The sequence below is a fragment of the Paracoccus sp. S3-43 genome, assembly GCF_029027965.1.
Lineage (GTDB): Bacteria > Pseudomonadota > Alphaproteobacteria > Rhodobacterales > Rhodobacteraceae > Paracoccus.
In genome coordinates this window covers 947,019-966,116 of the sequence record NZ_CP119082.1, presented here as the reverse complement: position 1 = coordinate 966,116, position 19,098 = coordinate 947,019, and the positions used below count along the sequence as shown (strand labels likewise).

The 19,098-nt window shown below is 66.8% G+C and carries 17 protein-coding genes and 1 riboswitch; of the genes, 6 read left to right on the top strand and 11 right to left on the bottom strand.

What is annotated here, in order from left to right; genetic code table 11:
- Nucleotides 1-216 precede the first annotated feature (216 nt).
- On the top strand, nucleotides 217-693 hold the full coding sequence (locus PXD02_RS04955; RefSeq protein ID WP_275105808.1) for a HugZ family pyridoxamine 5'-phosphate oxidase: 477 nt from the start codon (nucleotides 217-219) through the stop codon (nucleotides 691-693).
- A 102-nt stretch (nucleotides 694-795) separates the two neighbouring features.
- On the opposite strand, the gene lpdA is transcribed toward PXD02_RS04955, so the two are convergent.
- The 4 genes from lpdA to queA form a co-directional block, all read right to left on the bottom strand.
- Nucleotides 796-2,187, bottom strand: a complete 1,392-nt coding sequence (gene lpdA, locus PXD02_RS04950) for a dihydrolipoyl dehydrogenase (RefSeq protein WP_275105807.1) — start codon at nucleotides 2,185-2,187, stop codon at nucleotides 796-798.
- Nucleotides 2,188-2,254: 67 nt separating this feature from the next.
- Nucleotides 2,255-3,493 (bottom strand): MFS transporter, encoded by a 1,239-nt coding sequence (locus PXD02_RS04945; protein WP_275105806.1) that lies wholly within the window; start codon nucleotides 3,491-3,493, stop codon nucleotides 2,255-2,257.
- 78 nt (nucleotides 3,494-3,571) lie between these two features.
- Nucleotides 3,572-4,531 carry an IS481 family transposase gene (locus tag PXD02_RS04940; RefSeq protein ID WP_275103905.1) on the bottom strand — a complete coding sequence of 320 codons (960 nt, stop codon included), beginning with the start codon at nucleotides 4,529-4,531 and terminating at the stop codon, nucleotides 3,572-3,574.
- 57 nt (nucleotides 4,532-4,588) lie between these two features.
- Complete coding sequence (queA, locus tag PXD02_RS04935) at nucleotides 4,589-5,635, bottom strand: tRNA preQ1(34) S-adenosylmethionine ribosyltransferase-isomerase QueA (RefSeq protein WP_275105805.1); 1,047 nt, start codon at nucleotides 5,633-5,635, stop codon at nucleotides 4,589-4,591.
- Between the two features lie 114 nt (nucleotides 5,636-5,749).
- On the opposite strand from queA, the gene PXD02_RS04930 reads away from it, so the two are divergent.
- Together PXD02_RS04930 and bfr are read left to right on the top strand one after the other, a co-directional pair.
- Nucleotides 5,750-6,043, top strand: a complete 294-nt coding sequence (locus tag PXD02_RS04930) for a (2Fe-2S)-binding protein (RefSeq protein ID WP_275105804.1) — start codon at nucleotides 5,750-5,752, stop codon at nucleotides 6,041-6,043.
- Nucleotides 5,991-6,476, top strand: a complete 486-nt coding sequence (gene bfr / locus PXD02_RS04925; protein WP_275105803.1) for a bacterioferritin — start codon at nucleotides 5,991-5,993, stop codon at nucleotides 6,474-6,476. The genes PXD02_RS04930 and bfr overlap by 53 nt, the downstream gene beginning before the upstream one ends.
- A gap of 31 nt (nucleotides 6,477-6,507) precedes the next feature.
- Here bfr and PXD02_RS04920 read toward each other — a convergent pair whose 3' ends face one another.
- Complete coding sequence (locus tag PXD02_RS04920) at nucleotides 6,508-7,086, bottom strand: hypothetical protein (protein ID WP_275105802.1); 579 nt, start codon at nucleotides 7,084-7,086, stop codon at nucleotides 6,508-6,510.
- A gap of 175 nt (nucleotides 7,087-7,261) precedes the next feature.
- Complete coding sequence (locus tag PXD02_RS04915; RefSeq protein ID WP_275105801.1) at nucleotides 7,262-7,936, bottom strand: HAD hydrolase-like protein; 675 nt, start codon at nucleotides 7,934-7,936, stop codon at nucleotides 7,262-7,264.
- A gap of 117 nt (nucleotides 7,937-8,053) precedes the next feature.
- On the opposite strand from PXD02_RS04915, the gene glmU reads away from it, so the two are divergent.
- Complete coding sequence (gene glmU / locus PXD02_RS04910; RefSeq protein WP_275106360.1) at nucleotides 8,054-9,397, top strand: bifunctional UDP-N-acetylglucosamine diphosphorylase/glucosamine-1-phosphate N-acetyltransferase GlmU; 1,344 nt, start codon at nucleotides 8,054-8,056, stop codon at nucleotides 9,395-9,397.
- Nucleotides 9,397-11,214 (top strand): glutamine--fructose-6-phosphate transaminase (isomerizing), encoded by a 1,818-nt coding sequence (glmS, locus tag PXD02_RS04905; protein ID WP_275105800.1) that lies wholly within the window; start codon nucleotides 9,397-9,399, stop codon nucleotides 11,212-11,214. Before glmU ends, glmS begins: the two co-directional genes overlap by 1 nt.
- 37 nt (nucleotides 11,215-11,251) lie before the next feature.
- Here glmS and PXD02_RS04900 read toward each other — a convergent pair whose 3' ends face one another.
- Nucleotides 11,252-11,725, bottom strand: coding sequence for a 6,7-dimethyl-8-ribityllumazine synthase (locus PXD02_RS04900; protein WP_275105799.1), 474 nt, complete (start codon nucleotides 11,723-11,725; stop codon nucleotides 11,252-11,254).
- Nucleotides 11,726-11,804: 79 nt separating this feature from the next.
- Nucleotides 11,805-11,937, bottom strand: a riboswitch (FMN riboswitch).
- Nucleotides 11,938-11,974: 37 nt separating this feature from the next.
- Entirely contained in the window at nucleotides 11,975-14,932 is a 2,958-nt protein-coding gene (locus PXD02_RS04895) for a hybrid sensor histidine kinase/response regulator (protein WP_275105798.1), read from the bottom strand.
- A gap of 214 nt (nucleotides 14,933-15,146) precedes the next feature.
- On the opposite strand from PXD02_RS04895, the gene PXD02_RS04890 reads away from it, so the two are divergent.
- Entirely contained in the window at nucleotides 15,147-16,817 is a 1,671-nt protein-coding gene (locus PXD02_RS04890; protein ID WP_275105797.1) for a thiamine pyrophosphate-dependent enzyme, read from the top strand.
- Between the two features lie 98 nt (nucleotides 16,818-16,915).
- On the opposite strand, the gene PXD02_RS04885 is transcribed toward PXD02_RS04890, so the two are convergent.
- From PXD02_RS04885 to tatB, 3 genes are read right to left on the bottom strand one after another with little or no spacing between them, the layout of a single operon-like run.
- Nucleotides 16,916-17,755: an ATP-binding protein gene (locus tag PXD02_RS04885; protein ID WP_275105796.1), complete on the bottom strand. Its 840-nt coding sequence runs from the start codon at nucleotides 17,753-17,755 to the stop codon at nucleotides 16,916-16,918.
- The gene (tatC, locus tag PXD02_RS04880) at nucleotides 17,755-18,609 is read right to left on the bottom strand and encodes a twin-arginine translocase subunit TatC (protein ID WP_275105795.1); all 855 of its coding nucleotides are present in this window, start codon (nucleotides 18,607-18,609) and stop codon (nucleotides 17,755-17,757) included. Before tatC ends, PXD02_RS04885 begins: the two co-directional genes overlap by 1 nt.
- Complete coding sequence (tatB, locus tag PXD02_RS04875) at nucleotides 18,610-19,095, bottom strand: Sec-independent protein translocase protein TatB (RefSeq protein WP_275105794.1); 486 nt, start codon at nucleotides 19,093-19,095, stop codon at nucleotides 18,610-18,612. It lies immediately after the preceding gene.
- Nucleotides 19,096-19,098 lie beyond the last annotated feature (3 nt).

Below are 19,098 nucleotides of genomic sequence, written 5' to 3'. Positions count from 1 at the left end.
CCTTGTCCTACGTCCGCGCCGCCGCGTCTTGGGGCATGTCGACCCGAAGGCGGCAGGCTGTGGCGCGCTCCCCCGATCAGTTAATCACATCATACGGAGTCCGGTAAATATTTTTGTTAAAACAATGACTTCGTAAATTTATTGACGAATTCTTCCCGAATTTGTAAATAATTCACAAGCCTTGCAAATCCGCCCGCGCCGCGCCAGCGTCCGGCCATGACCAAGGATCCCATCCGCAGGACCACCGACGATGCCCGCGATAAGGCGCGGCGGACGCTGGCCGCGATGCGCCATGCCGTGCTGGCGGTGAACGACGCCGCCACGGGCCATCCGCATCTGTCCAGGATCGCCTGCCAGATCGACCCCTCCGGCGCACCGGTCGCGCTGCTGTCGGGGCTGGCGGTCCACAGCCGGGCGCTCGCCGCCGATCCGCGCGCGGCGCTGCTGGTGGAAACGCCGGGGGACAAGGGCGATCCGATGACCAGGCCGCGCCTGTCCTTGCAGGTGACGGCCCTGGTGATCGACGATACCGCCGGTCTGCGCGACCGCTGGCTGGACGCGCATCCCAAGGCGGCGGCGTTCATCGACCTGCCCGATTTCCGGTTCTGGCGGCTGGCGCCGCAATCGGGTTTCCTGAACGCGGGCTTCGGCGCGGCCTTCCGGCTGAGGCCCGCGGATCTGGGCATCGCATGACAAAACCGCCGCGACGGGGCGCGGCGGTTCGGGTCGTCACTCGGGTCGTCACTCGGGGCGGTCATCCGGGCATGGATGCAGCCCGCGCCCGTGCAACGGCTGTCAGAAATGGATCGCCCGGCCGTAAGCGTCCAGAACCGCCTCGTGCATCATTTCCGAAAGCGTCGGGTGCGGGAACACCGTCTCCATCAGATCCTGCTCGGTCGTCTCAAGCTGGCGGCCGATGACATAGCCCTGGATCAGTTCCGTCACCTCGGCCCCGACCATATGGGCGCCCAGCAATTCGCCGGTCCTGGCGTCGAAGACGGTCTTGATCAGCCCTTCGGGTTCGCCAAGCGCGATGGCCTTGCCGTTGCCGACAAAGGGGAAGCGGCCGACCTTGATGTCGTGTCCCAGTTCCTTGGCCTTGGCCTCGGTCAACCCGACCGATGCGACCTGCGGGTGGCAATAGGTGCAGCCCGCGATGCTGCCGGGCTTGACCGGATGCGGATGCCCGCCCGCGATCAGTTCGGCGACCATCACGCCCTCGTGGCTGGCCTTGTGCGCCAGCCAGGGCGCGCCCGCCACGTCGCCAATGGCATAGAGGCCCGGCACCCCGGTGCGGCAGTATTCGTCGGTCACGACATGGGTGCGGTCCACCTTGACGCCCAGATCTTCAAGTCCCAGGTTTTCCACATTGCCGACGATACCGACGGCGGAAATCACCGTGTCGAAATCCTGCGTCTCGGTCTTGCCGCCGGTTTCGATATGGGCCGTGACGGTCGCCCCCTTGCGATCCAGCTTCCTGACCGTGGCCTTTTCCAGGATCGTCATGCCCTGCTTGACGAACTGCTTCTTGGCGAAGGCGCTGATTTCCGCATCCTCGACCGGCAGCACGCGGTCCATCACCTCGACCACCGTGGTGTCGGCGCCCAGGGTGTTGAAGAAGCTCGCGAATTCGATGCCGATGGCGCCCGATCCGATGACCAGCAGCTTCTTGGGCATATGCGGCGGCATCAGCGCGTGCTTGTAGTTCCAGACCAGCTTGCCATCCGGCTCCAGCCCCGGCAGTTCGCGCGCCCGCGCGCCGGTCGCCAGGACGATGTTCCTGGCGGTGATCTCCTCGGTCCCCTTGTCGGTCTTGACGCTGACCTTGCCGGGGGCCACCAGCCGCGCCTCGCCCATGATGGTGGTGACCTTGTTCTTCTTGAACAGATGGCCGATGCCGCCGGTCAGTTGCTTGGCGACCCCGCGCGACCGGGCCACGACCTTTTCCAGATCGAAACCGATACCTTCGGCCGACAGCCCGAAATCCTTGGCGCGGTGCATCAGGTGGAACACCTCGGCCGACCGCAGCAGCGCCTTGGTGGGGATGCAGCCCCAGTTGAGGCAGATGCCGCCCAAGTGTTCCCGCTCGATACAGGCGACGTTCAGGCCCAGCTGGGCGCCCCGGATCGCGGCGACATAGCCGCCCGGACCGGCGCCGATCACCACCATGTCGAAATTCTGGGCCATAGGCTCCCCCGTCTGGTCACGATAGTTCAGCGTTAAACCATTCCCGGCGGACGGACAAGAAGGCCGCTTAAGACGGGTTTGACTGCTTCTCGTCCAGGGCGGCCTCGACCGCGATGGTGGTGGCGTTCGGGGTGATGACGGCAAAGTTGCCCTGTTCCTCGGGCGTCAGGGCCCGGCGGCGCGTGGTCCGCCACCCGGCATAGAGGGTCAGCATCGCCAGCAGCACCGCCATATAGACCCAGAAGCCGTCCGGACCCAGAACCTCCATCAGCCAGCCGGTGATGACCGGCCCGCCCATGGACCCGATGCCATAGATGAACAGCAGCCCGGCCGAGGCCGCCGCCATGTCCGAGTGGTCCAGATAGTCGTTGGTATAGGCCAGCAGCAGCGCATAGATCGGATTGGCGATGCCGCCCATCAGCGCCCCCGCGATCACCAGCCCCAGCGTGCCGGGCTGGGCCGCAACGACCACGACGCCCGTCACCGCGCCCGCCGCCGCCAGGATCAGCACCAGCTTGCGCCGGTCGTATCGGTCGGAAATCCAGCCGATGGGATATTGCAGCACCAGCCCGCCCGCATAGCTGGCCGCGACGAAGACCGAGATTTCGGCCACCGACAGTCCGATCACCGCCCCCCAGACCGAGGACATGCCCGACAGCACCGCAAACACCCCGCCCATCAGGAAGATGCCCACGCAGCCCAGCGGCGAGGCGCGGTAAAGCTGGCCGAAGGACATGCGCTTGATGGTCTGGAACTGCGGCGCGGGCCGGGCCGACAGCAGGATCGGCATGAAGGCGAAGGACACCAGCACGGACGCGATGATGAACAGCGTGTATCCGCCCGGATCGCTGGTGTTCAGCAGCGCCTGCGCGGCCACGATCCCCAGCAGTTGCACGATCATATAGGCCGACAGCGTCTGGCCCCGGTTTTCGTTGGTGGACCGCGTGTTCAGCCAGCTTTCCGACGTGATGTAGACGCCGCAGAAGCAGAACCCGATCACGCAGCGCAGCAGCGTCCACCAGATCCAGTTCGCCTCGACCGAATACAGCACCAGCACCGATGAGATCATCGACCCCAGGGCGGCGAAGACCCGGACATGGCCGACGTTCTTGATCAGGCCCGGCACCGTCAGGCTGCCCAGCAGGAAGCCCGCGAAATAGCCCGACATGACCACCGACATCTGCAAGGTCGGGATCCCCTCCAGCGCGCCGCGGATGCCCAGCAGCGTGCCCTGCATCCCGTTGCCGACCATCAGCAGCAGGATGCCCAGGAACAGCGGCCATGTGGTTCGCAGCACGGAAAGCATGGGTCGTCTCGGACTTGGGGAACGGAATGCGCCCTTCTGTGGCCCATCCGTCGCCGGCAGGCTACCCGGAAAGCGACCCTAGGTGTTCAGTCCCGGCATCTGGTGGATCGGGTTTAGGATGAATCTGTCTGGCTCTGATGTCCAGATCTTGCAGATGTATTCGTAGGGCGTGAGGCCGCCGAGGGTCTTGAGCCTACGCGCGAAGTTGTAGGCTGCCATGAAGTCGGCGAGATGCGTGCGGAGCTCGTCGTGGCTGGTGTAGTGAAAGCGTTTGACGGTGGCGTCCTTGATCGTGCGGTTCATCCGCTCGACCTGACCGTTGGTCCACGGGTGGTTGGGCTTCGTCAGGCGGTGCTCAATGCCGTTGGCCTCGCAGATCATGTCAAAGCGCATAGGTCTGGAATAGATGGTGTTCCGGTTCCGAGGCTGCTCGGCGAACTGAATACCGTTGTCGGTGAGGATGGTATGGACCTGATAGGGCACGGCTTCGAGCATGTGCTGCAGGAACTCCCAAGCTGTCTTCCTGTCCGCCTTGTCGACGAGCTGGGTCACGGCAAACTTGCTCGTGCGGTCAATGCCGACGAACAGGTAAAGCTTGCCTTCAGCAGTCTGCACCTCGGCGATGTCGATATGAAAGAAGCCGATAGGGTAGCGCTTGAACTTCGACCGTTTCGGCTTGTCGCCTTCCACGTCGGGCAGTCGAGAGATGCCGTGGCGCTGAAGGCACCGATGCAGCGCTGAGCGTGTCAGGTGTGGAATTGATGGCTGCAGGGCATAGAGGCAGTCGTCCAGCGGCAAAAGCGTGTGCAGCCTGAACGCGACGATGGCCGCCTCCTCGGCTTCTGTCAAAACCGTGGAGCGTGGCTCCTTCGGCCCTGTCTTGAGATCATCGACCGTCGCTCGCTTGCGCCACTTCGCCACTGTCTTGGGGTTAATGCCGAGCTCCCGGCTCAGCGTCGCGAGCGAAGCTTGCGATCGTTGTATTGCAGCTCTGACGGCGTGCGTGGTCGTGGCGCTCCCGTGACGAACCTGGCCCATAATGCTTCCCTCCATCCCTGAGAAAGGATCGCACCATCAAACCGTGGGATCAAACACCTAGGGAATCAACAGCGACGCATCGCCATAGCTGAAGAAGCGATAGCCCGAAGCGACCGCATGGGAATAGATCTCCTTGATCGGTTCCTGCCCCATCAGGGCCGAGACCAGCATCAGCAGCGTCGATTTCGGCAGGTGGAAATTCGTCATCAGCCCATCGGTCACCCGGAAGTGATAACCGGGATAGATGAAGATGTCGGTCGTGCCTTCGAAGGGCCGGACGGTGCCGTCGGCGGCGGCGGCCGATTCGATCAGCCGCAGCGCGGTGGTGCCGACCGGGATCACCCGCCGCCCTTCGGCGCGGGCGCGGTTGATCGCGGCGGCGGCATCGGCGCCGACCTCGCCCCATTCGGCGTGCATCCGGTGGGTGGTCACGTCCTCGACCTTGACAGGCAGGAAGGTGCCCGCGCCGACATGCAGGGTGACATGGACGAATTCGACGCCCTTCGCGGCCAGTTGGGCCAGCAGGGCGTCGTCGAAATGCAGGCTGGCGGTGGGCGCGGCGACAGCGCCGCGGCGGGCGGCCCAGACCGTCTGGTAATCCTGCCGGTCCTGGTCGTCGGGCGCCCGCAGCGCGGCGATATAGGGCGGCAGCGGCATCGCCCCCACCTGCGACAGGGCGGCGTCGAAGGCATCGCCCGTCGCATCGAAGCGCAGGGTCAGCTCGCCCTCGGCGATGTCGGCCACCTCGGCCGACAGGGCGTCGCCGAAGCGGATCACCTCTCGGACCCGCAGCTTGCGCAGCGGCTTGGCCAGGGCGCGCCAGCCGTCGGCGGCGGGTTCCAGCAGCGTCACCTCGATCCGGGCCGTGGCCTCGCCCTGGGGGGTGGCGCGGGTGCGGGTGCCGGTCAGCCGCGCCGGGATCACCCTGGTGTCGTTCAGGACCAGCACATCGCCCGCCCGCAGGATGCCGGGCAGGTCGCCGACCCGCCGGTCGGCAATGACCCCGCCTTCGGCCAGCAGCAGCCGGGCAGAGCTGCGCGGCCGGGCCGGGCGCGTGGCGATCAGATCGGCGGGCAGGTCGAAATCGAAATCGGACAGCTTCATGCGCGCGCTTCTGCGTCCGCCCCGCCTGCCGGTCAAGCCCAAGCTGTCCAAGCAAAACGTCAGCTTTACATTCCCGACAGAATCGCTATGTTTCCCTTGAACAGGAGCAACGTGATGATTGTCTGCCATTGCACGCAAATCTCGGACCGTGAGATCAAGGCAGCGATCGACTGGATGCGGAACGCGGATCCCCAGACGATCATCACACCGGGAAAAATATATCACGCACTCGGTAAACGCGCCGATTGCGGCGGATGTATGCCGCTCTTTCTGGACACCATGCGTCACTGCGATAATCTGGGCGTAGCCCCGCCGATTTTGCGGGCAAAATCAGAGAGCGCAAAGGACACCCACCATGAAGGGCGACGCAAAGGTTATCGAGTATCTCAACGCGGCGCTGCGGTCTGAACTGACTGCCGTCAGCCAGTACTGGCTGCATTACCGGTTGCAGGAAGACTGGGGTTTCGGCCACATCGCCGACAAGTCGCGCGCCGAGTCGATCGAAGAGATGCATCACGCCGACCGGCTGATCAAGCGAATCATCTTCCTGGAAGGCCATCCGAACCTGCAAAAGCTGGATCCCCTGCGGATCGGCCAGACGCTGCGGGAAACGCTGGAATCCGACCTGGCCGCGGAACACGATGCCCGGACCCTGTATCTGGAAGCGCGCGAATACTGCGCCAGCATCAACGATCAGGTGTCCAAGTCGCTGTTCGACGACCTGATTGAGGACGAGGAAGGCCATATCGACTTCCTCGAAACCCAGTTGCAGCTGTTCGACACCATCGGCGCCCAGAACTATGGCCAGTTGAACGCCAAGCCCGCCGACAAGGCCGAGTGATCGGCGCGGCCGTCCTTTGCCGGGGGCGGCCCTATCCCCGAAGGCGGCGCAGCAGGGCAAAGGCCAGCAGCGACGCGATCAGCAGCGGTGCCGCATCGGGCAGCGGAACGGGCGTCAGCGGCGGAATTTCGGGGTCCACCGGAACTTCGATCACCGGGTCGGTGGGCTTCGTCGGCTCGACGGGCTTTGGCGTATAGCCGGTTTCCGGCCCCGATGTATTTCCGCCGCCCGTCGATCCGCCAGAGCTGCCGCCGCCGCCGGACCACCCCCCGGCCGAGAATCCCCCGCCCGAGAATCCCCCGCCCGAGAATCCCCCGCCGCCCCAGAAGGACGCCGTCCGGGCCATGGCGGGTGCGCCGCCCGACGCCCCCTGGCTCAGCGCCGCCACCGCCGGGCCGACAGCATCGCCCAGGGTCGCATAGGGATCGACCAGCAGATTGTAATTGGCATAGCCCGGCGGCACCTTGCCCTGCATCGGGCTGTCGTCGCCCACGACCAGGGCCATGCGGTCCCCATACTGGTCACGCTGGACGACATGGACGGCGGGGCGAAATCCCATACTGGGGAAGAAATACAGGCACTGGTCATCGACCGTGCAACGCGGCTGCATCGTGATACCCTGAACAACAGGTCGGCAAGCAGGGTTGCGGCCCGCTTGACGCGGGCCGACTGCGGCGCCGACAAACATAAACACTTGTTAACGACCCGTTAATAACGTGCCGGGACGCCGTCGTGAATATGTCTAAAAAGTCATTAATTCGCCGCATCGGCCCGGCGGCGGCGGGTCAGTCCAGCCACCGGCGCGCCAGATCAGGCAGTTCGTCGAAATGGCCGATCAGCGCATCCGGGGCCAGGCGCGAGATCGCCTCGCCCTCGGGTCCGAAGGACACCAGGGCCACCTTGACGCCCGCCGCCGCGGCGGTCTTGCGGTCGGTCTCGGTGTCGCCCACCAGGAAGGACGCCGCCAGGCTGCCCCCGGCCCGCTCGACCGCCGCCCGATAGGGGCGCGGATCGGGCTTTCTGACCGGCAGCGTGTCGGCGGCGATCATCGACGCGAACCGCCCGCGCACCCCCAGGGCTTCCAGCAGGGTCTCGGCCAGGGAACCGGGCTTGTTGGTGCAGACGGACAGGATATGGCCGTCGGCCTGCAAGCGGTCCAGGCAATCCTCGACCCCCGGATACAGCCTCGTGTGGACCGCGATGTTCTGGCCGTAATAGTCCAGCAGGCGGGGATAATCCTCATCCTCGGCCCCCGGCGGCAGCAGCATGTCGCCGCCGATCCGGCCGTATCCGGCCCGCAGCATCGCGCGGCCGCCGTGGAAGGCGGTCAGCGCGTCGGCCACCGGATCCAGGGCGATCTCGATCCCGCGCGAGGCGAAGCAGGCATTCGCCGCCGCGATCAGGTCGGCCGAGGTATCCGCCAGCGTCCCGTCCAGATCGAAGACCACCGTTCCCGCCATTTGCCTGTCCCTTTCCGCAACGATCCGACACCAAAGGTGAACGCCAGGGGCTTTCGCCCGCGCGCCGCCCCGATTAGAACGCCCGGCAAGGAATTTGAACAGCGAATGAGGGGCAGCATGGCGGACAAGCCGGTGGCGATCGTGATCCTGGCGGCCGGTCAGGGCAGCCGGATGCAGTCGGATCTTCCCAAGGTGCTGCACCGGCTGGGCGGCGCGCCGCTGGTCGGCCATGCCCTGGCGGTGGCGCGGACGCTGGAACCCGAACAGGTGATCGTGGTTGCGGGCCATGGCGCCGACCAGGTGACCAAGGCCGTGGGCAAGATCGACCCCGACGCCCGCATCGTGCTGCAAGCCGAACAGCTGGGCACCGGCCATGCCGTCCGCCAGGCCCTGCCGGAACTGGAGGGTTTCGAGGGCAAGGTGATCGTCCTTTACGGCGACACCCCCTTCATCGGGGAAGACACGCTGGCTGCCCTTGCCTCGCACCCCTCGGACCTGGTGGTGCTGGGTTTCGAGGCCGAGGATCCGGGCCGCTATGGCCGGTTGATCGTCTCGGGCCGGGGCCTGGAACGGATCGTCGAATACAAGGACGCCGACGCCGCGACGCGCAACATCGCGCTGTGCAATTCCGGGGTGATGGCGCTTGACGCGTCCTTGCTGCGGCAGCTGATCGTGCGGCTGACGAACGAGAACGCATCGGGCGAATACTACCTGACCGACCTGGTGGCGCTGGCCCGCGCGGAAGGCCGCGGCACCGATGTCGTGACCTGCGACGAGGCCGAGACGCTGGGCATCAACACCCGCGCGGAACTGGCCGGGGCCGAAGCCGCCTTTCAGGACCGCGCCCGCCGCCAGGCCCTGGAAGGCGGCGTGACGCTGTGCGATCCGGCGACGGTCTGGTTCGCCCTGGACACGGTGATCGGCCGCGACACGGTGATCGGCCAGAACGTCGTCTTCGGCCCCGGCGTCACGGTCGAATCGGGGGCAGAGATCCTGCCCTTCTGCCATCTGGAAGGCTGCCATATCTCGTCCGGCGCGACGGTCGGACCCTTCGCCCGCCTGCGCCCCGGCGCGGAACTGGGCGGCGACGTGCATGTCGGCAATTTCGTGGAAATCAAGAACAGCGTGCTGGACGAGGGCGTCAAGGTCGGCCACCTGACCTATCTGGGCGACGCCCATGTGGGCGAGCGCACGAATATCGGCGCGGGCACCGTCACCTGCAACTATGACGGCGTGATGAAGCACCGCACCGAAATCGGCGCCCGCGCCTTCATCGGCAGCGACACGATGCTGGTCGCCCCGGTCCGCGTGGGCCATGACGCGATGACCGGATCGGGGTCGGTCATCACCGGCGACGTGCCCGACGGCGCCCTGGCCCTGGGCCGGGCGCGGCAAGTGAACAAGCCCGGCCTTGCCACCCGCCTGATGAAAGCCCTGCGCGCAAAGAAGGAGTCCCGCTGATGTGCGGCATTATCGGCATCCTCGGATCGCACGAGGTTTCCCCGCAACTGGTCGATGCGCTGCGACGGCTGGAATATCGCGGCTATGACAGCGCGGGGGTGGCGACGGTCGATGCCGGCGGGCGGCTGGACCGGCGGCGCGCCGTGGGCAAGCTGGTGAACCTGTCCGACCGGCTGGTCCACGACCCCCTGCCCGGCCATATCGGCATCGGCCATACCCGCTGGGCCACCCACGGCGCCGCGACCGAGGCGAACGCCCATCCCCACCAGTCCGGCCCGGTGGCGGTGGTCCATAACGGCATCATCGAGAATTTCCGCGACTTGCGAGACGGGCTGGCCGCCCTGGGCATCCGGCCGCAATCGCAGACCGACACCGAAACGGTGGCGCTGTGGACCGCGCATTACATGGACCAGGGCCTGCCCCCGGTCGAGGCCGCGCGCAAGACGCTGGCCCGGCTGCGCGGGGCCTTCGCGCTGGCCTTCCTGTTCGACGGCGAACAGGATCTGATGATCGCCGCGCGCAAGGGCAGCCCGCTGGCCATCGGCCATGGCGACGGAGAAATGTTCCTGGGATCGGACGCCGTGGCGCTGGCGCCCTTTACCGACCGGATCACCTATCTGGAAGACGGCGACCACGCGATCCTGACCCGCGCCGGGGTGCAGATTTTCGATGCCGAGGGCAACCCGACCCACCGGCCCGAGGCCCGCATCGACATCGGCGCGGCCGCCATCGACAAGGGCGGCTATCGCCACTTCATGGCCAAGGAGATCGCCGAACAGCCGGTGGTGATCGGCGATGTGCTGAACCATTACGTCAAGGGCGACCGGATCGTGCTGCCCGATGGGCTGGACTTCCGCGATGTCGACCGCATCAGCCTGGTCGGCTGCGGCACCGCGCATCTGGCGGGCCATGTCGCGAAATACTGGTTCGAGCAGCTTGCGGGCCTGCCCTGCGACATCGACGTGGCGTCCGAGTTCCGCTATCGCGAACCGCCCCTGTCGCCTGCAAGCTGGTTCATCGCCGTCAGCCAGTCGGGCGAGACGGCCGACACGCTGGCCGCCCTGCACTATGCCAAGGATCACGTCGCCCGCACCGTCGGACTGGTCAATGTCGGCACCTCGGCCATCGCGCGCGATTCCGACATCGCCCTCCCCACCCGCGCGGGGATCGAGGTCAGCGTGGCGTCCTCGAAGGCGTTCACCTGCCAGTTGACGGTGCTGGCGATCCTGGCGCTGAAGGCCGCCCGTGACCGCGGCCGCATCGACGACGCCGCGCTGGACCGCCACCTGGCCGATTTGCGCGGCATTCCCGCGCTGATGCAGCAGGTGCTGAACCTGTCGGACGACTGCCGCGCGCTGTCGGAATGGCTGTCCCAGGCCCGCGACGTGCTGTTTCTGGGACGCGGGGCGCTGTATCCGGTGGCCTTGGAAGGCGCGCTGAAGCTCAAGGAACTCAGCTATATCCACGCGGAAGGTTACGCCTCGGGCGAGCTGAAGCACGGACCGATCGCGCTGATCGACCGCGACGTGCCGGTGATCGTGCTTGCCCCGCATGACGCGCTGTTCGAAAAGACCGTGTCCAACATGCAGGAGGTGATGGCCCGCCACGGCCCGATCCTGCTGGTGTCGGACGAGGCAGGCCTGGCCTCGGCCAGCCACGGGACGCAGGCGGTGCTGCGGATGCCCTCGGGCGGCGGGGTTTTCCAGCCGATCCTCTATGCGATCCCGATGCAGTATCTGGCCTATCACACGGCGGTCGCCAAGGGCACGGATGTGGACCAGCCGCGCAACCTGGCGAAATCGGTCACGGTGGAATGACCGGAAGGCGCGCGGGCCGGTCCCGCGCGCCCTGTCCTCAGGCGACCTCGGCGCGGCCTTCGGCGGCGATGCGGGCGTCCAGTTCCAGCACCTGATGCACCGCCTGCGCGGCCTCGGCGCCCTTCGTGACGAAATGGTCGCGATAAAAGCCGGTCAGCAGGTCGGTTTCCTGATAGTTGTGCGGCGTCAGCGAGACCGAGAAGCAGGGCACGCCGGTTTCCAGGCCGACAGTCATCAGCCCGGTGACGACGGCGGTGGCGACGAAATCATGGCGATAGATGCCGCCATCGACCACCAGGGCGGCGGCGACCACAGCATCGAATGTGCCGGTCTGGGCCAGCTTCTTGGCCAGCAGCGGCATCTCGAACGCGCCGGGCACGTCATAGGCCACCACCTCGGCGCCGGGGATCAGGCGCTGCTGTTCGGCGAGGAATCCTTCATGCGCGCGGTCCACGACATCGGAATGCCAGCGGGCCTTGATGAAGGCGATACGGGGGGTCTTGTGGGTCATCTTTCAGGAACCTTACGTAAGCTTGCGTATGGTCCCAGGACATCGAGCCATGGCTGTGCCTTGGGGAAAAGGACGCGGCCACGGTTCTCTTTCATCCAGACTGTAACTGTCGGCCCCGGAGTTTCACCGGATCTGCTGACCCCTCCGTTGCCGAAGGGCGCTCGCGGGCTGTGACCGCCGGTGGGGAATTGCACCCCGCCCTGAGAACGGAACTTGCATAGCACGCAAAGCCCCGCCCGCCAAGGGCCATCAGCCTATGCGTGACAGGGCCAGCCGGACCGCGGCGCGCAGGTCGTCCTCGCCATAGGGCTTGCACAGCAGCACGGTCTGCGGCGGGCAGCCCGCAGGCAGGTCGCTGTCGCCGGTGGCATAGACCACCGCCAGGCCGGGCCGGATGTCCACCGCCCGCCGCGCCAGGTCGTTGCCGTTCATGTCGGGCAGGCCCAGATCGGTCAGCAGCAGGTCGAAGGGCCGGCCCTCCAGGCTGGACAGCGCGGGCGCGGCCTTGCCCGCCTGGACGATGGTATGGCCCATCTCCTCCAGCATGATGGCGGTATCGGTGCGAATCAGCGCGTTGTCCTCGACCAGCAGGATCGACAGGGGGCGCATCTCGGCGGGCACCGGCTGCTGCGGGGCGGGCTGCTGCGGGGCGCGGTCGGCATCGGCCGCCTGCCGGGCCTGCCGGGCATTGGCGATCACATGGCGCAACCGCCGGGCCAGCGCCTCGCGCGAATAGGGTTTCGACAAAAGCTCGACCCCCGGATCCAGCCTGCCGCCATGGACGATCGAATTTTCCGTATAGCCCGAGGTGAACAGCACCCCCAGCCCCGGCAGGATCTGCTGCGCGCGCCGCGCCATGTCGCGGCTGGACAGCCCGCCGGGCATCACCACGTCGGTGAACAGCACGTCGATATGCAGCCCGCTTTCCACGACCGCCAGACCCGCCTGCGCATCCCGCGCCGTCAGCACCTCGTATCCCAGCGATTCCAGCAGATCGACCACGGTGGCGCGCACGGCCTCGTCATCCTCGACCACCAGGATGGTTTCCGTGCCGCCGACGATGGGACCGTCGAACAGCGGGGCGTCGGTATCCTCGTCGCTGTCGGAACGCGGCAGATAGATGCGGACGGTCGTCCCCTCGTTCGGTTCGCTGTAGACGGACACATGGCCGCCCGACTGCTTGACGAAGCCATAGACCATGGACATGCCCAGGCCCGTCCCCCGCCCTTCCGGCTTGGTGGAATAGAAGGGATCGAAGATCCGCTCCAGCACCTCGGGGGTCATGCCGCAGCCGGTGTCGGTCACGGCCAGCATCACGTAATCCCCGGCCGAGACATCGCCCGCCGCCAGGGCATAGATCTCGTCCAGCCGCTTGTTCGCCATTTCGATGGTCAGCTGGCCGGGGCCGTCCATCGCGTCGCGGGCATTGATCGCCAGGTTCAAAAGCGCGCTTTCCAGTTGGGCGCGGTCCACGCAGATGTTCCACAGGCCCTGCGGGACGATCACCTGAACCTCGACCGCCTCGCCCAGCGACCGGCGCAGCAGGTCGTCCATCTCGGTCACAAGGCGGGCCGGCTGGATCACCCGAGGCTCCAGCGGCTGACGGCGCCCGAAGGCCAGAAGCTGGCTGGCCAGCTTGGCGCCGCGCGCGACGGCCGACAGCGCGTGTTCGACCCGCTGGCTGGCCCTGGCATTGCCCTCGCAATCCTTCGCCAGCATCTGAAGACTGCCCGCGATCACCTGCAAGAGATTGTTGAAATCATGGGCCACGCCGCCGGTCAGCTGGCCCATGGATTCCATCTTCTGCGACCGATGCAGGGCCTGTTCGGTCTTGCGGTGCTGTTCGATCTCGTCCGCGACGCGGGCCTCCAGCGTCTCGTTCAGGCGGCGCAGCTGATCCTCGGCCCGCTGGCGATGGGCGATCTGGCGTTGCAGATCCTCGGCCTGGGCCTGCAACTGCGCCTCGGACAGGCGCTGTTCGGTGATGTCGGTATGCACGCCCACCCATTCGGTGATCCGCCCCGCATCGTCGCGCGTCGGCACCGCGCGGATCCTGAAGATGCGGTATTCGCCGTCCGCGCAGCGCAGCCGGTGTTCCCATTCAAAGGTCGACTGCGCCGCAAGCGCCCGCTGCCACGCCTTGATCGTCGGGGCGCGGTCGTCGGGATGAAGCGCATCGGCCCAGCCATGGCCCTGATAGGCGTCGAAATCCTGGCCCGTCAGCGCCGCCCAGCCGCGCTGTTCCCCCTCCATCCGGCCTTCGGGAGAGTTGGTCCACAAGACGCTGTGGATCGCATCGACCGCCGCGTGGAAGCGGTTGTTGCTGTCGCGCAGCCGGTTTTCGGTCTGCTTGCGATCCTCGATGTCGATCAGGATCATGTAGACGCCGTCGATCCGGTCGTCCCGCGACATGCGGGGCAGGCAGCGCATTTCCAGGCTGCGGGGCCGGTCGCCGGGAAGGCGCACGATCGCATCGACGTTCACCGTCTCGCCCAGAAGGGCGCGGTCCAGCATGTCCTGGGTCTGGGCGGCCTGCCCGGCCCCCAGGATGTCGTCGATGCGCTTGCCGATCACCTGGTCATGGGTGACGCCGAACACTTCAAGATAGCACTGGTTGGCGAAGCGGAAGACCAGCGACCGGTCCAGGAAGGCCACCAGGATCGGCAGCGCGTCGGACAGGTGGTAAAGCTCGGCCCGGCTTTCGGCCAAGGCGTCGCGGGCGCGCACGGCTCCGGTGATGTCCAGGACGGTGCACAGGACACCGTCCACGCCCGTGCCGGATTCGTCATAGATGGGGGTATAGAACAGGTCGAAGATCACATCCTCGGGCTGGCCGTTGCGGTTCAGGACCATCGGCTGTTCGCGAAACGACTGCACCTCGCCGCGCATCGCCCGGTCCAGAACCTCGCTGTGGAAGTCCCAGATCTCCGGCCAGATGTCGCGCACCCTGCCGCCCAGGGCGCGCGGATGATAATTGCCCGCGATGTCGATATAGCTGTCGTTATAGATCATCACATGATCCGGCCCCCACATCAGAACCTGGGGGATCGGAGAGTTGACCAGAGAATTGACCTTGATCCGCAGATTGGCGGGCCAGTCCCGGATCGGCCCCAGGGACGTGCGCGACCAGTCGAACCGGCGCACCAGCTCTCCGCAAAGGCCGCCGCCGACAGGCCAGGACGGGAAGGGCAGGTCTGTCGTCGTCATCGCGCACCGCAAATTCCAGATGTGAGGCCGGAAACTAGGCACGGATCGCGCAGGCCGCAAGCGGCGACGGTGCGGCAAGGCGGACGGTCGAGCAAAATCGACCGGGGCGGCCGAGGCCGATCCCGCCCCTCGCGCCCGCCCCGGCCTGTGCGTCGAACTGACGCTGGCAGCCGCGCCGCTTCGCCGGTAAGCTGGCCCGGACACGGGGGGCGACATGACACGGAACGGCGGGGCATTGCTGGTGGATTGCCTGATGGCGCTTGGCGCGACCAAGGCCTTCGGGATTCCGGGCGAAAGCTATCTGGCGGTGCTGGACGCGCTGCACGACACGCGCGGGCGGCTGGATTTCGTGCTGTGCCGCCATGAAGGCGGCGCGGCCTTCATGGCCGCCGCCTGGGGCAAGCTGACCGGACAGCCCGGCATCTGCCTGGTGACGCGCGGGCCGGGCGTCACCAACGCCGCCATCGGCATCCATACCGCCATGCAGGACAGCGCGCCGATGCTGGTCCTGGTGGGCCAGGTCGGCACCGACATGATCGGGCGCGAGGCGTTCCAGGAGATCGACTATCCGGCGGTGTTCGGCAGCATGGCGAAATGGGCCGTGCAGATCGACCGCGCCGACCGCATCCCGGAAATCCTGGCCCGCGCCTGGAAGACCGCCACCACCGGCCGCCCCGGCCCCGTCGTGATCGCCCTGCCCGAGGACATGCTGACCGCCCCCACCGACGCGCAGCCCCTGACCGGCCCGTCCCGGATCGCCGAACCCGCGCCCCTGCCCGCCGCCCTGGACCAAGCCCTGGCCCTGCTGGCCGAGGCGCGGCGCCCGCTGATCCTGACCGGCGGCTGCACCTGGACGGATGCCGGCAAGACCGCCCTGCAACGCTTTGCCGAGGCGTCCGACATCCCCGTCCTGGCGGCCTTCCGGTTCCAGGACTGCTTCGACAACACCTCGCCGGTTTACGCGGGCGAGGCGGGCGTGGGGATGCCGCCCCATGTCCGCCGCCTGATCGCGGAATGCGACGTGCTGCTGGCCGTCAACGTGCGCTTCGGGGAAATGACGACCGACGCCTATACGCTGCTGCGGGTGCCGCAGCCGGAACAGGTGCTGATCCACGCCCATGCCTCGGATGCCGAGATCGGCAAGATCTATCAGCCGCGCCTGGGGATCCAGGCGGGGCCGAACGCGCTTGCCCATGCGCTGCGGCCGGTCACGGGACCGTGGGTCGATTGGCGCAAGGCCGCGCGGTCGGGATATCTGGCCTCGATGCAGGCGCCCGCGCAGCCGTCGCCCGTGGACATGGTCGCGGTCATGGACCACCTGCGCCAGTCCCTGCCCGAGGACGCGATCCTGACCAACGGGGCGGGAAACTTCGCGGTCTGGCCGAACAAGTTCTTCGCCTTCGGTCCCAGGGCGCGGCTGCTGGCCCCGCAATCGGGCGCCATGGGCTATGGCCTGCCCGCCGCCATCGCCGCGAAGATCGCCCATCCGGCGCGGACGGTGGTCTGCTTCGCGGGCGACGGCGATTTCCAGATGTCCTGCGCGGAACTGGCGACGGCCGCGCAGGCAGGCGCGCAACCCATCGTGCTGGTGCTGAACAACGGCATCTACGGCACGATCCGCGCACATCAGGAACGGACCTATCCGGCGCGGGTGTCGGGCACGACCATGCAGAACCCGGATTTCGTGATGCTGGCGAAAGCCTATGGCTTCCATGCCGAACGGGTGGCCGCGACCGGCGAATTCGCCGCCGCCTTCGCGAGGGCGATGGGGTCCAAGACCGGCGCCCTGCTGGACCTCGACATCTCTCCCGAGGCGCTGACCCCGCGCCAGACCCTGACGCAGATGCGGGAAGCGGCCTTGGCGAAGCAGGACACCGAGGCCTGACTGGCGAAGGCCATCGCCTTTTCTGCCCCCGCCCCCAAGCGGGCGCTTCAAAGGGCGGGGGAACGTATACGTCTCCTGATCCCGCCTGCGACCCCGGCTTAAACCGCCACCCCGTGCCGCCCGGCCAGATCGGTGAAGAACTGCCAGGCCACCCGGCCCGATCGGCCGCCGCGCGTGGCCTGCCATTCGATCGCCTCGGCCCGCAGGGTATCGTCGTCGATGTCCAGGCCATAGGCATCGCAATAGGCCCGGACCATCGCCAGATACTCGTCCTGCGAACAAGGATGAAAGCCCAGCCACAGCCCGAAGCGGTCCGACAGGGAAACCTTTTCCTCGACCGCCTCGCCCGGATGGATCGCCGTGGCGCGTTCGTTGTCGATCATGTCGCGCGGCATCAGGTGGCGGCGGTTCGAGGTGGCGTAAAGGATCACATTCGCGGGCCGCCCGCTGATGCCGCCGTCCAGCACCGCCTTCAGCGATTTATACTGCGTGTCGTCATGGCTGAAGGACAGGTCGTCCGAGAACAGCAGGAACCGCTTGTCGCTGGCGCGTCCCAGGATCGCCAGCAACCGCCCCACCGACCCCAGGTCGTCGCGGGCGATCTCGACCAGCACCAGCGGCAGGCCCTGGGCCACGGCCTCGGCATGGACGGCCTTGACCAAGGACGACTTGCCCATCCCCCGCGCGCCCCACAGCAGGGCGTTGTTCGCGCCGAAGCCGCGCGCGAATTGCAGGGTGTTGTCCAGCAGGATCCGCTTGGCCCGGTCGATGCCGATCAGCTGCACCAGATCGACGCGGGCCACGCTGCCCACAGGCTCCAGCCGGTCGGGATCGGGATGCCAGACATAGGCACTGGCCTCGGTAAAGGTCGGGGCGGGAATGGGCGGCGGGGCAAGGCGCTCCAGCGCCTCGGCGATGCGGCGCAGGTCGTCGGGCATCAGGCGTCCTCGTCCCACAACCCCTGGGCGCGCAGTTCCTTTTCGCGCGATTTCTCGATCTGGCGGACGATCTGGATCGAGATCTCGTAAAGCCCGTAAACAACCGAGAACAACACAAGCTGGCTGCCCACGTCGGGCGGCGTCAGGCAGGCCGCCAGGGTCAGGATGATCACCACCGCATAGCGGCGTGTGCTGGCCAGCGTCTGGGCCGATACCAACCCCGCCCGGCCCATCAGCGCAAGCGCCACGGGCAGCTGGAAGGACAGCCCGAAGGCCAGGATGAAGCGCGTGGTCAGGTTCAGGTATTCGCTGACCGAGCCTTGAAAGACGATGCCCGCCAGATGGCTGTTGGCCGAGGCCTCGACCCCCGTCGAATCGTCGGGCAGCGCCAGCGGACCCTGCTGGAAGCCCAGGAAGAACGAAAACACCATCGGCAGGATGACGTAATAGGCGAAGGCCGCGCCCAGGGCGAACATCACCGGCGAGGCCACCAGGAACGGCAGGAAGGCCCGCTTCTCGCTGCGGTAAAGTCCCGGCGCCACGAAGCGCCACAACTGATAGCCGATGACCGGAAAGGCCAGGATGAAGCCGCCGAAGAAGGAAATCCGAAGCGCGACCGTGAAGCCTTCTTGCAGCTTCAACAGGATCAGCCCGCATTCCTGGCCCCGGTCCTGCAACGCGGCGCAGATCGGCTGGGTCAGGAAGTTGTAGATCGGGTTCCAGACCAGATAGCACAGGATCATCGCCACCACGAAGGCCAGGGCCGACCAGACCAGGCGGGTGCGCAATTCCTTGAGATGCTCGATCAGCGGGGCCGAGCTGTCGTCCAGCTCATCGGCGTTGTGCGATGCCACTTAATGGTCCTTCATGTCCGAACGGCGGACACCGGCGATACGGCGCGGGCTGTCCGAAACCGGCATCGGGGCAGCGGCGGCTTCGTTCGCGGCCTGCATGGCAGCGGGCACCGGGGGCGCGTCCAGGGGCCGGGTATCGGCGGGCGCGGCGGGCGCCGCCGGATCGGGCGCGGCACGCGTGGATTTCTCCCGGCCAGCCTTGGGATCCCATTGCTCGAACCGGGTCGCGGCGCGGTCCAGCGCGTCCAGGCCCAGGGACTTTTTCGAGGTTAAGTTCTTCAAGTCCCTGAGATCCTTCGTAGCCTCGTTGATGCCGCTGCCCTTGGCCGCATCCTCCATCGCGCTTGTGAATTCGCGCGCCATGGACCGGGCCCGGGCCGTGATGCGGCCCAGGGTGTGAAACAGCTTCGGCAAATCCTCGGGACCGATGACGATCAGCGCGACGACACCGATCAGCAGCAGTTCGCTCCACCCGACATCAAGCATTCT

Bases quoted from the DNA above. Each gene is read 5' to 3' on its own strand.
- PXD02_RS04955 (WP_275105808.1), top strand. From the start codon at position 217: ATGACCAAGGATCCCATCCGCAGGACCACCGACGATGCCCGCGATAAG.
- lpdA (WP_275105807.1), bottom strand. From the start codon at position 2,187: ATGGCCCAGAATTTCGACATGGTGGTGATCGGCGCCGGTCCGGGCGGC.
- PXD02_RS04945 (WP_275105806.1), bottom strand. From the start codon at position 3,493: ATGCTTTCCGTGCTGCGAACCACATGGCCGCTGTTCCTGGGCATCCTG.
- PXD02_RS04940 (WP_275103905.1), bottom strand. From the start codon at position 4,531: ATGGGCCAGGTTCGTCACGGGAGCGCCACGACCACGCACGCCGTCAGA.
- queA (WP_275105805.1), bottom strand. From the start codon at position 5,635: ATGAAGCTGTCCGATTTCGATTTCGACCTGCCCGCCGATCTGATCGCC.
- PXD02_RS04930 (WP_275105804.1), top strand. From the start codon at position 5,750: ATGATTGTCTGCCATTGCACGCAAATCTCGGACCGTGAGATCAAGGCA.
- bfr (WP_275105803.1), top strand. From the start codon at position 5,991: ATGAAGGGCGACGCAAAGGTTATCGAGTATCTCAACGCGGCGCTGCGG.
- PXD02_RS04920 (WP_275105802.1), bottom strand. From the start codon at position 7,086: ATGCAGCCGCGTTGCACGGTCGATGACCAGTGCCTGTATTTCTTCCCC.
- PXD02_RS04915 (WP_275105801.1), bottom strand. From the start codon at position 7,936: ATGGCGGGAACGGTGGTCTTCGATCTGGACGGGACGCTGGCGGATACC.
- glmU (WP_275106360.1), top strand. From the start codon at position 8,054: ATGGCGGACAAGCCGGTGGCGATCGTGATCCTGGCGGCCGGTCAGGGC.
- glmS (WP_275105800.1), top strand. From the start codon at position 9,397: ATGTGCGGCATTATCGGCATCCTCGGATCGCACGAGGTTTCCCCGCAA.
- PXD02_RS04900 (WP_275105799.1), bottom strand. From the start codon at position 11,725: ATGACCCACAAGACCCCCCGTATCGCCTTCATCAAGGCCCGCTGGCAT.
- PXD02_RS04895 (WP_275105798.1), bottom strand. From the start codon at position 14,932: ATGACGACGACAGACCTGCCCTTCCCGTCCTGGCCTGTCGGCGGCGGC.
- PXD02_RS04890 (WP_275105797.1), top strand. From the start codon at position 15,147: ATGACACGGAACGGCGGGGCATTGCTGGTGGATTGCCTGATGGCGCTT.
- PXD02_RS04885 (WP_275105796.1), bottom strand. From the start codon at position 17,755: ATGCCCGACGACCTGCGCCGCATCGCCGAGGCGCTGGAGCGCCTTGCC.
- tatB (WP_275105794.1), bottom strand. From the start codon at position 19,095: ATGCTTGATGTCGGGTGGAGCGAACTGCTGCTGATCGGTGTCGTCGCG.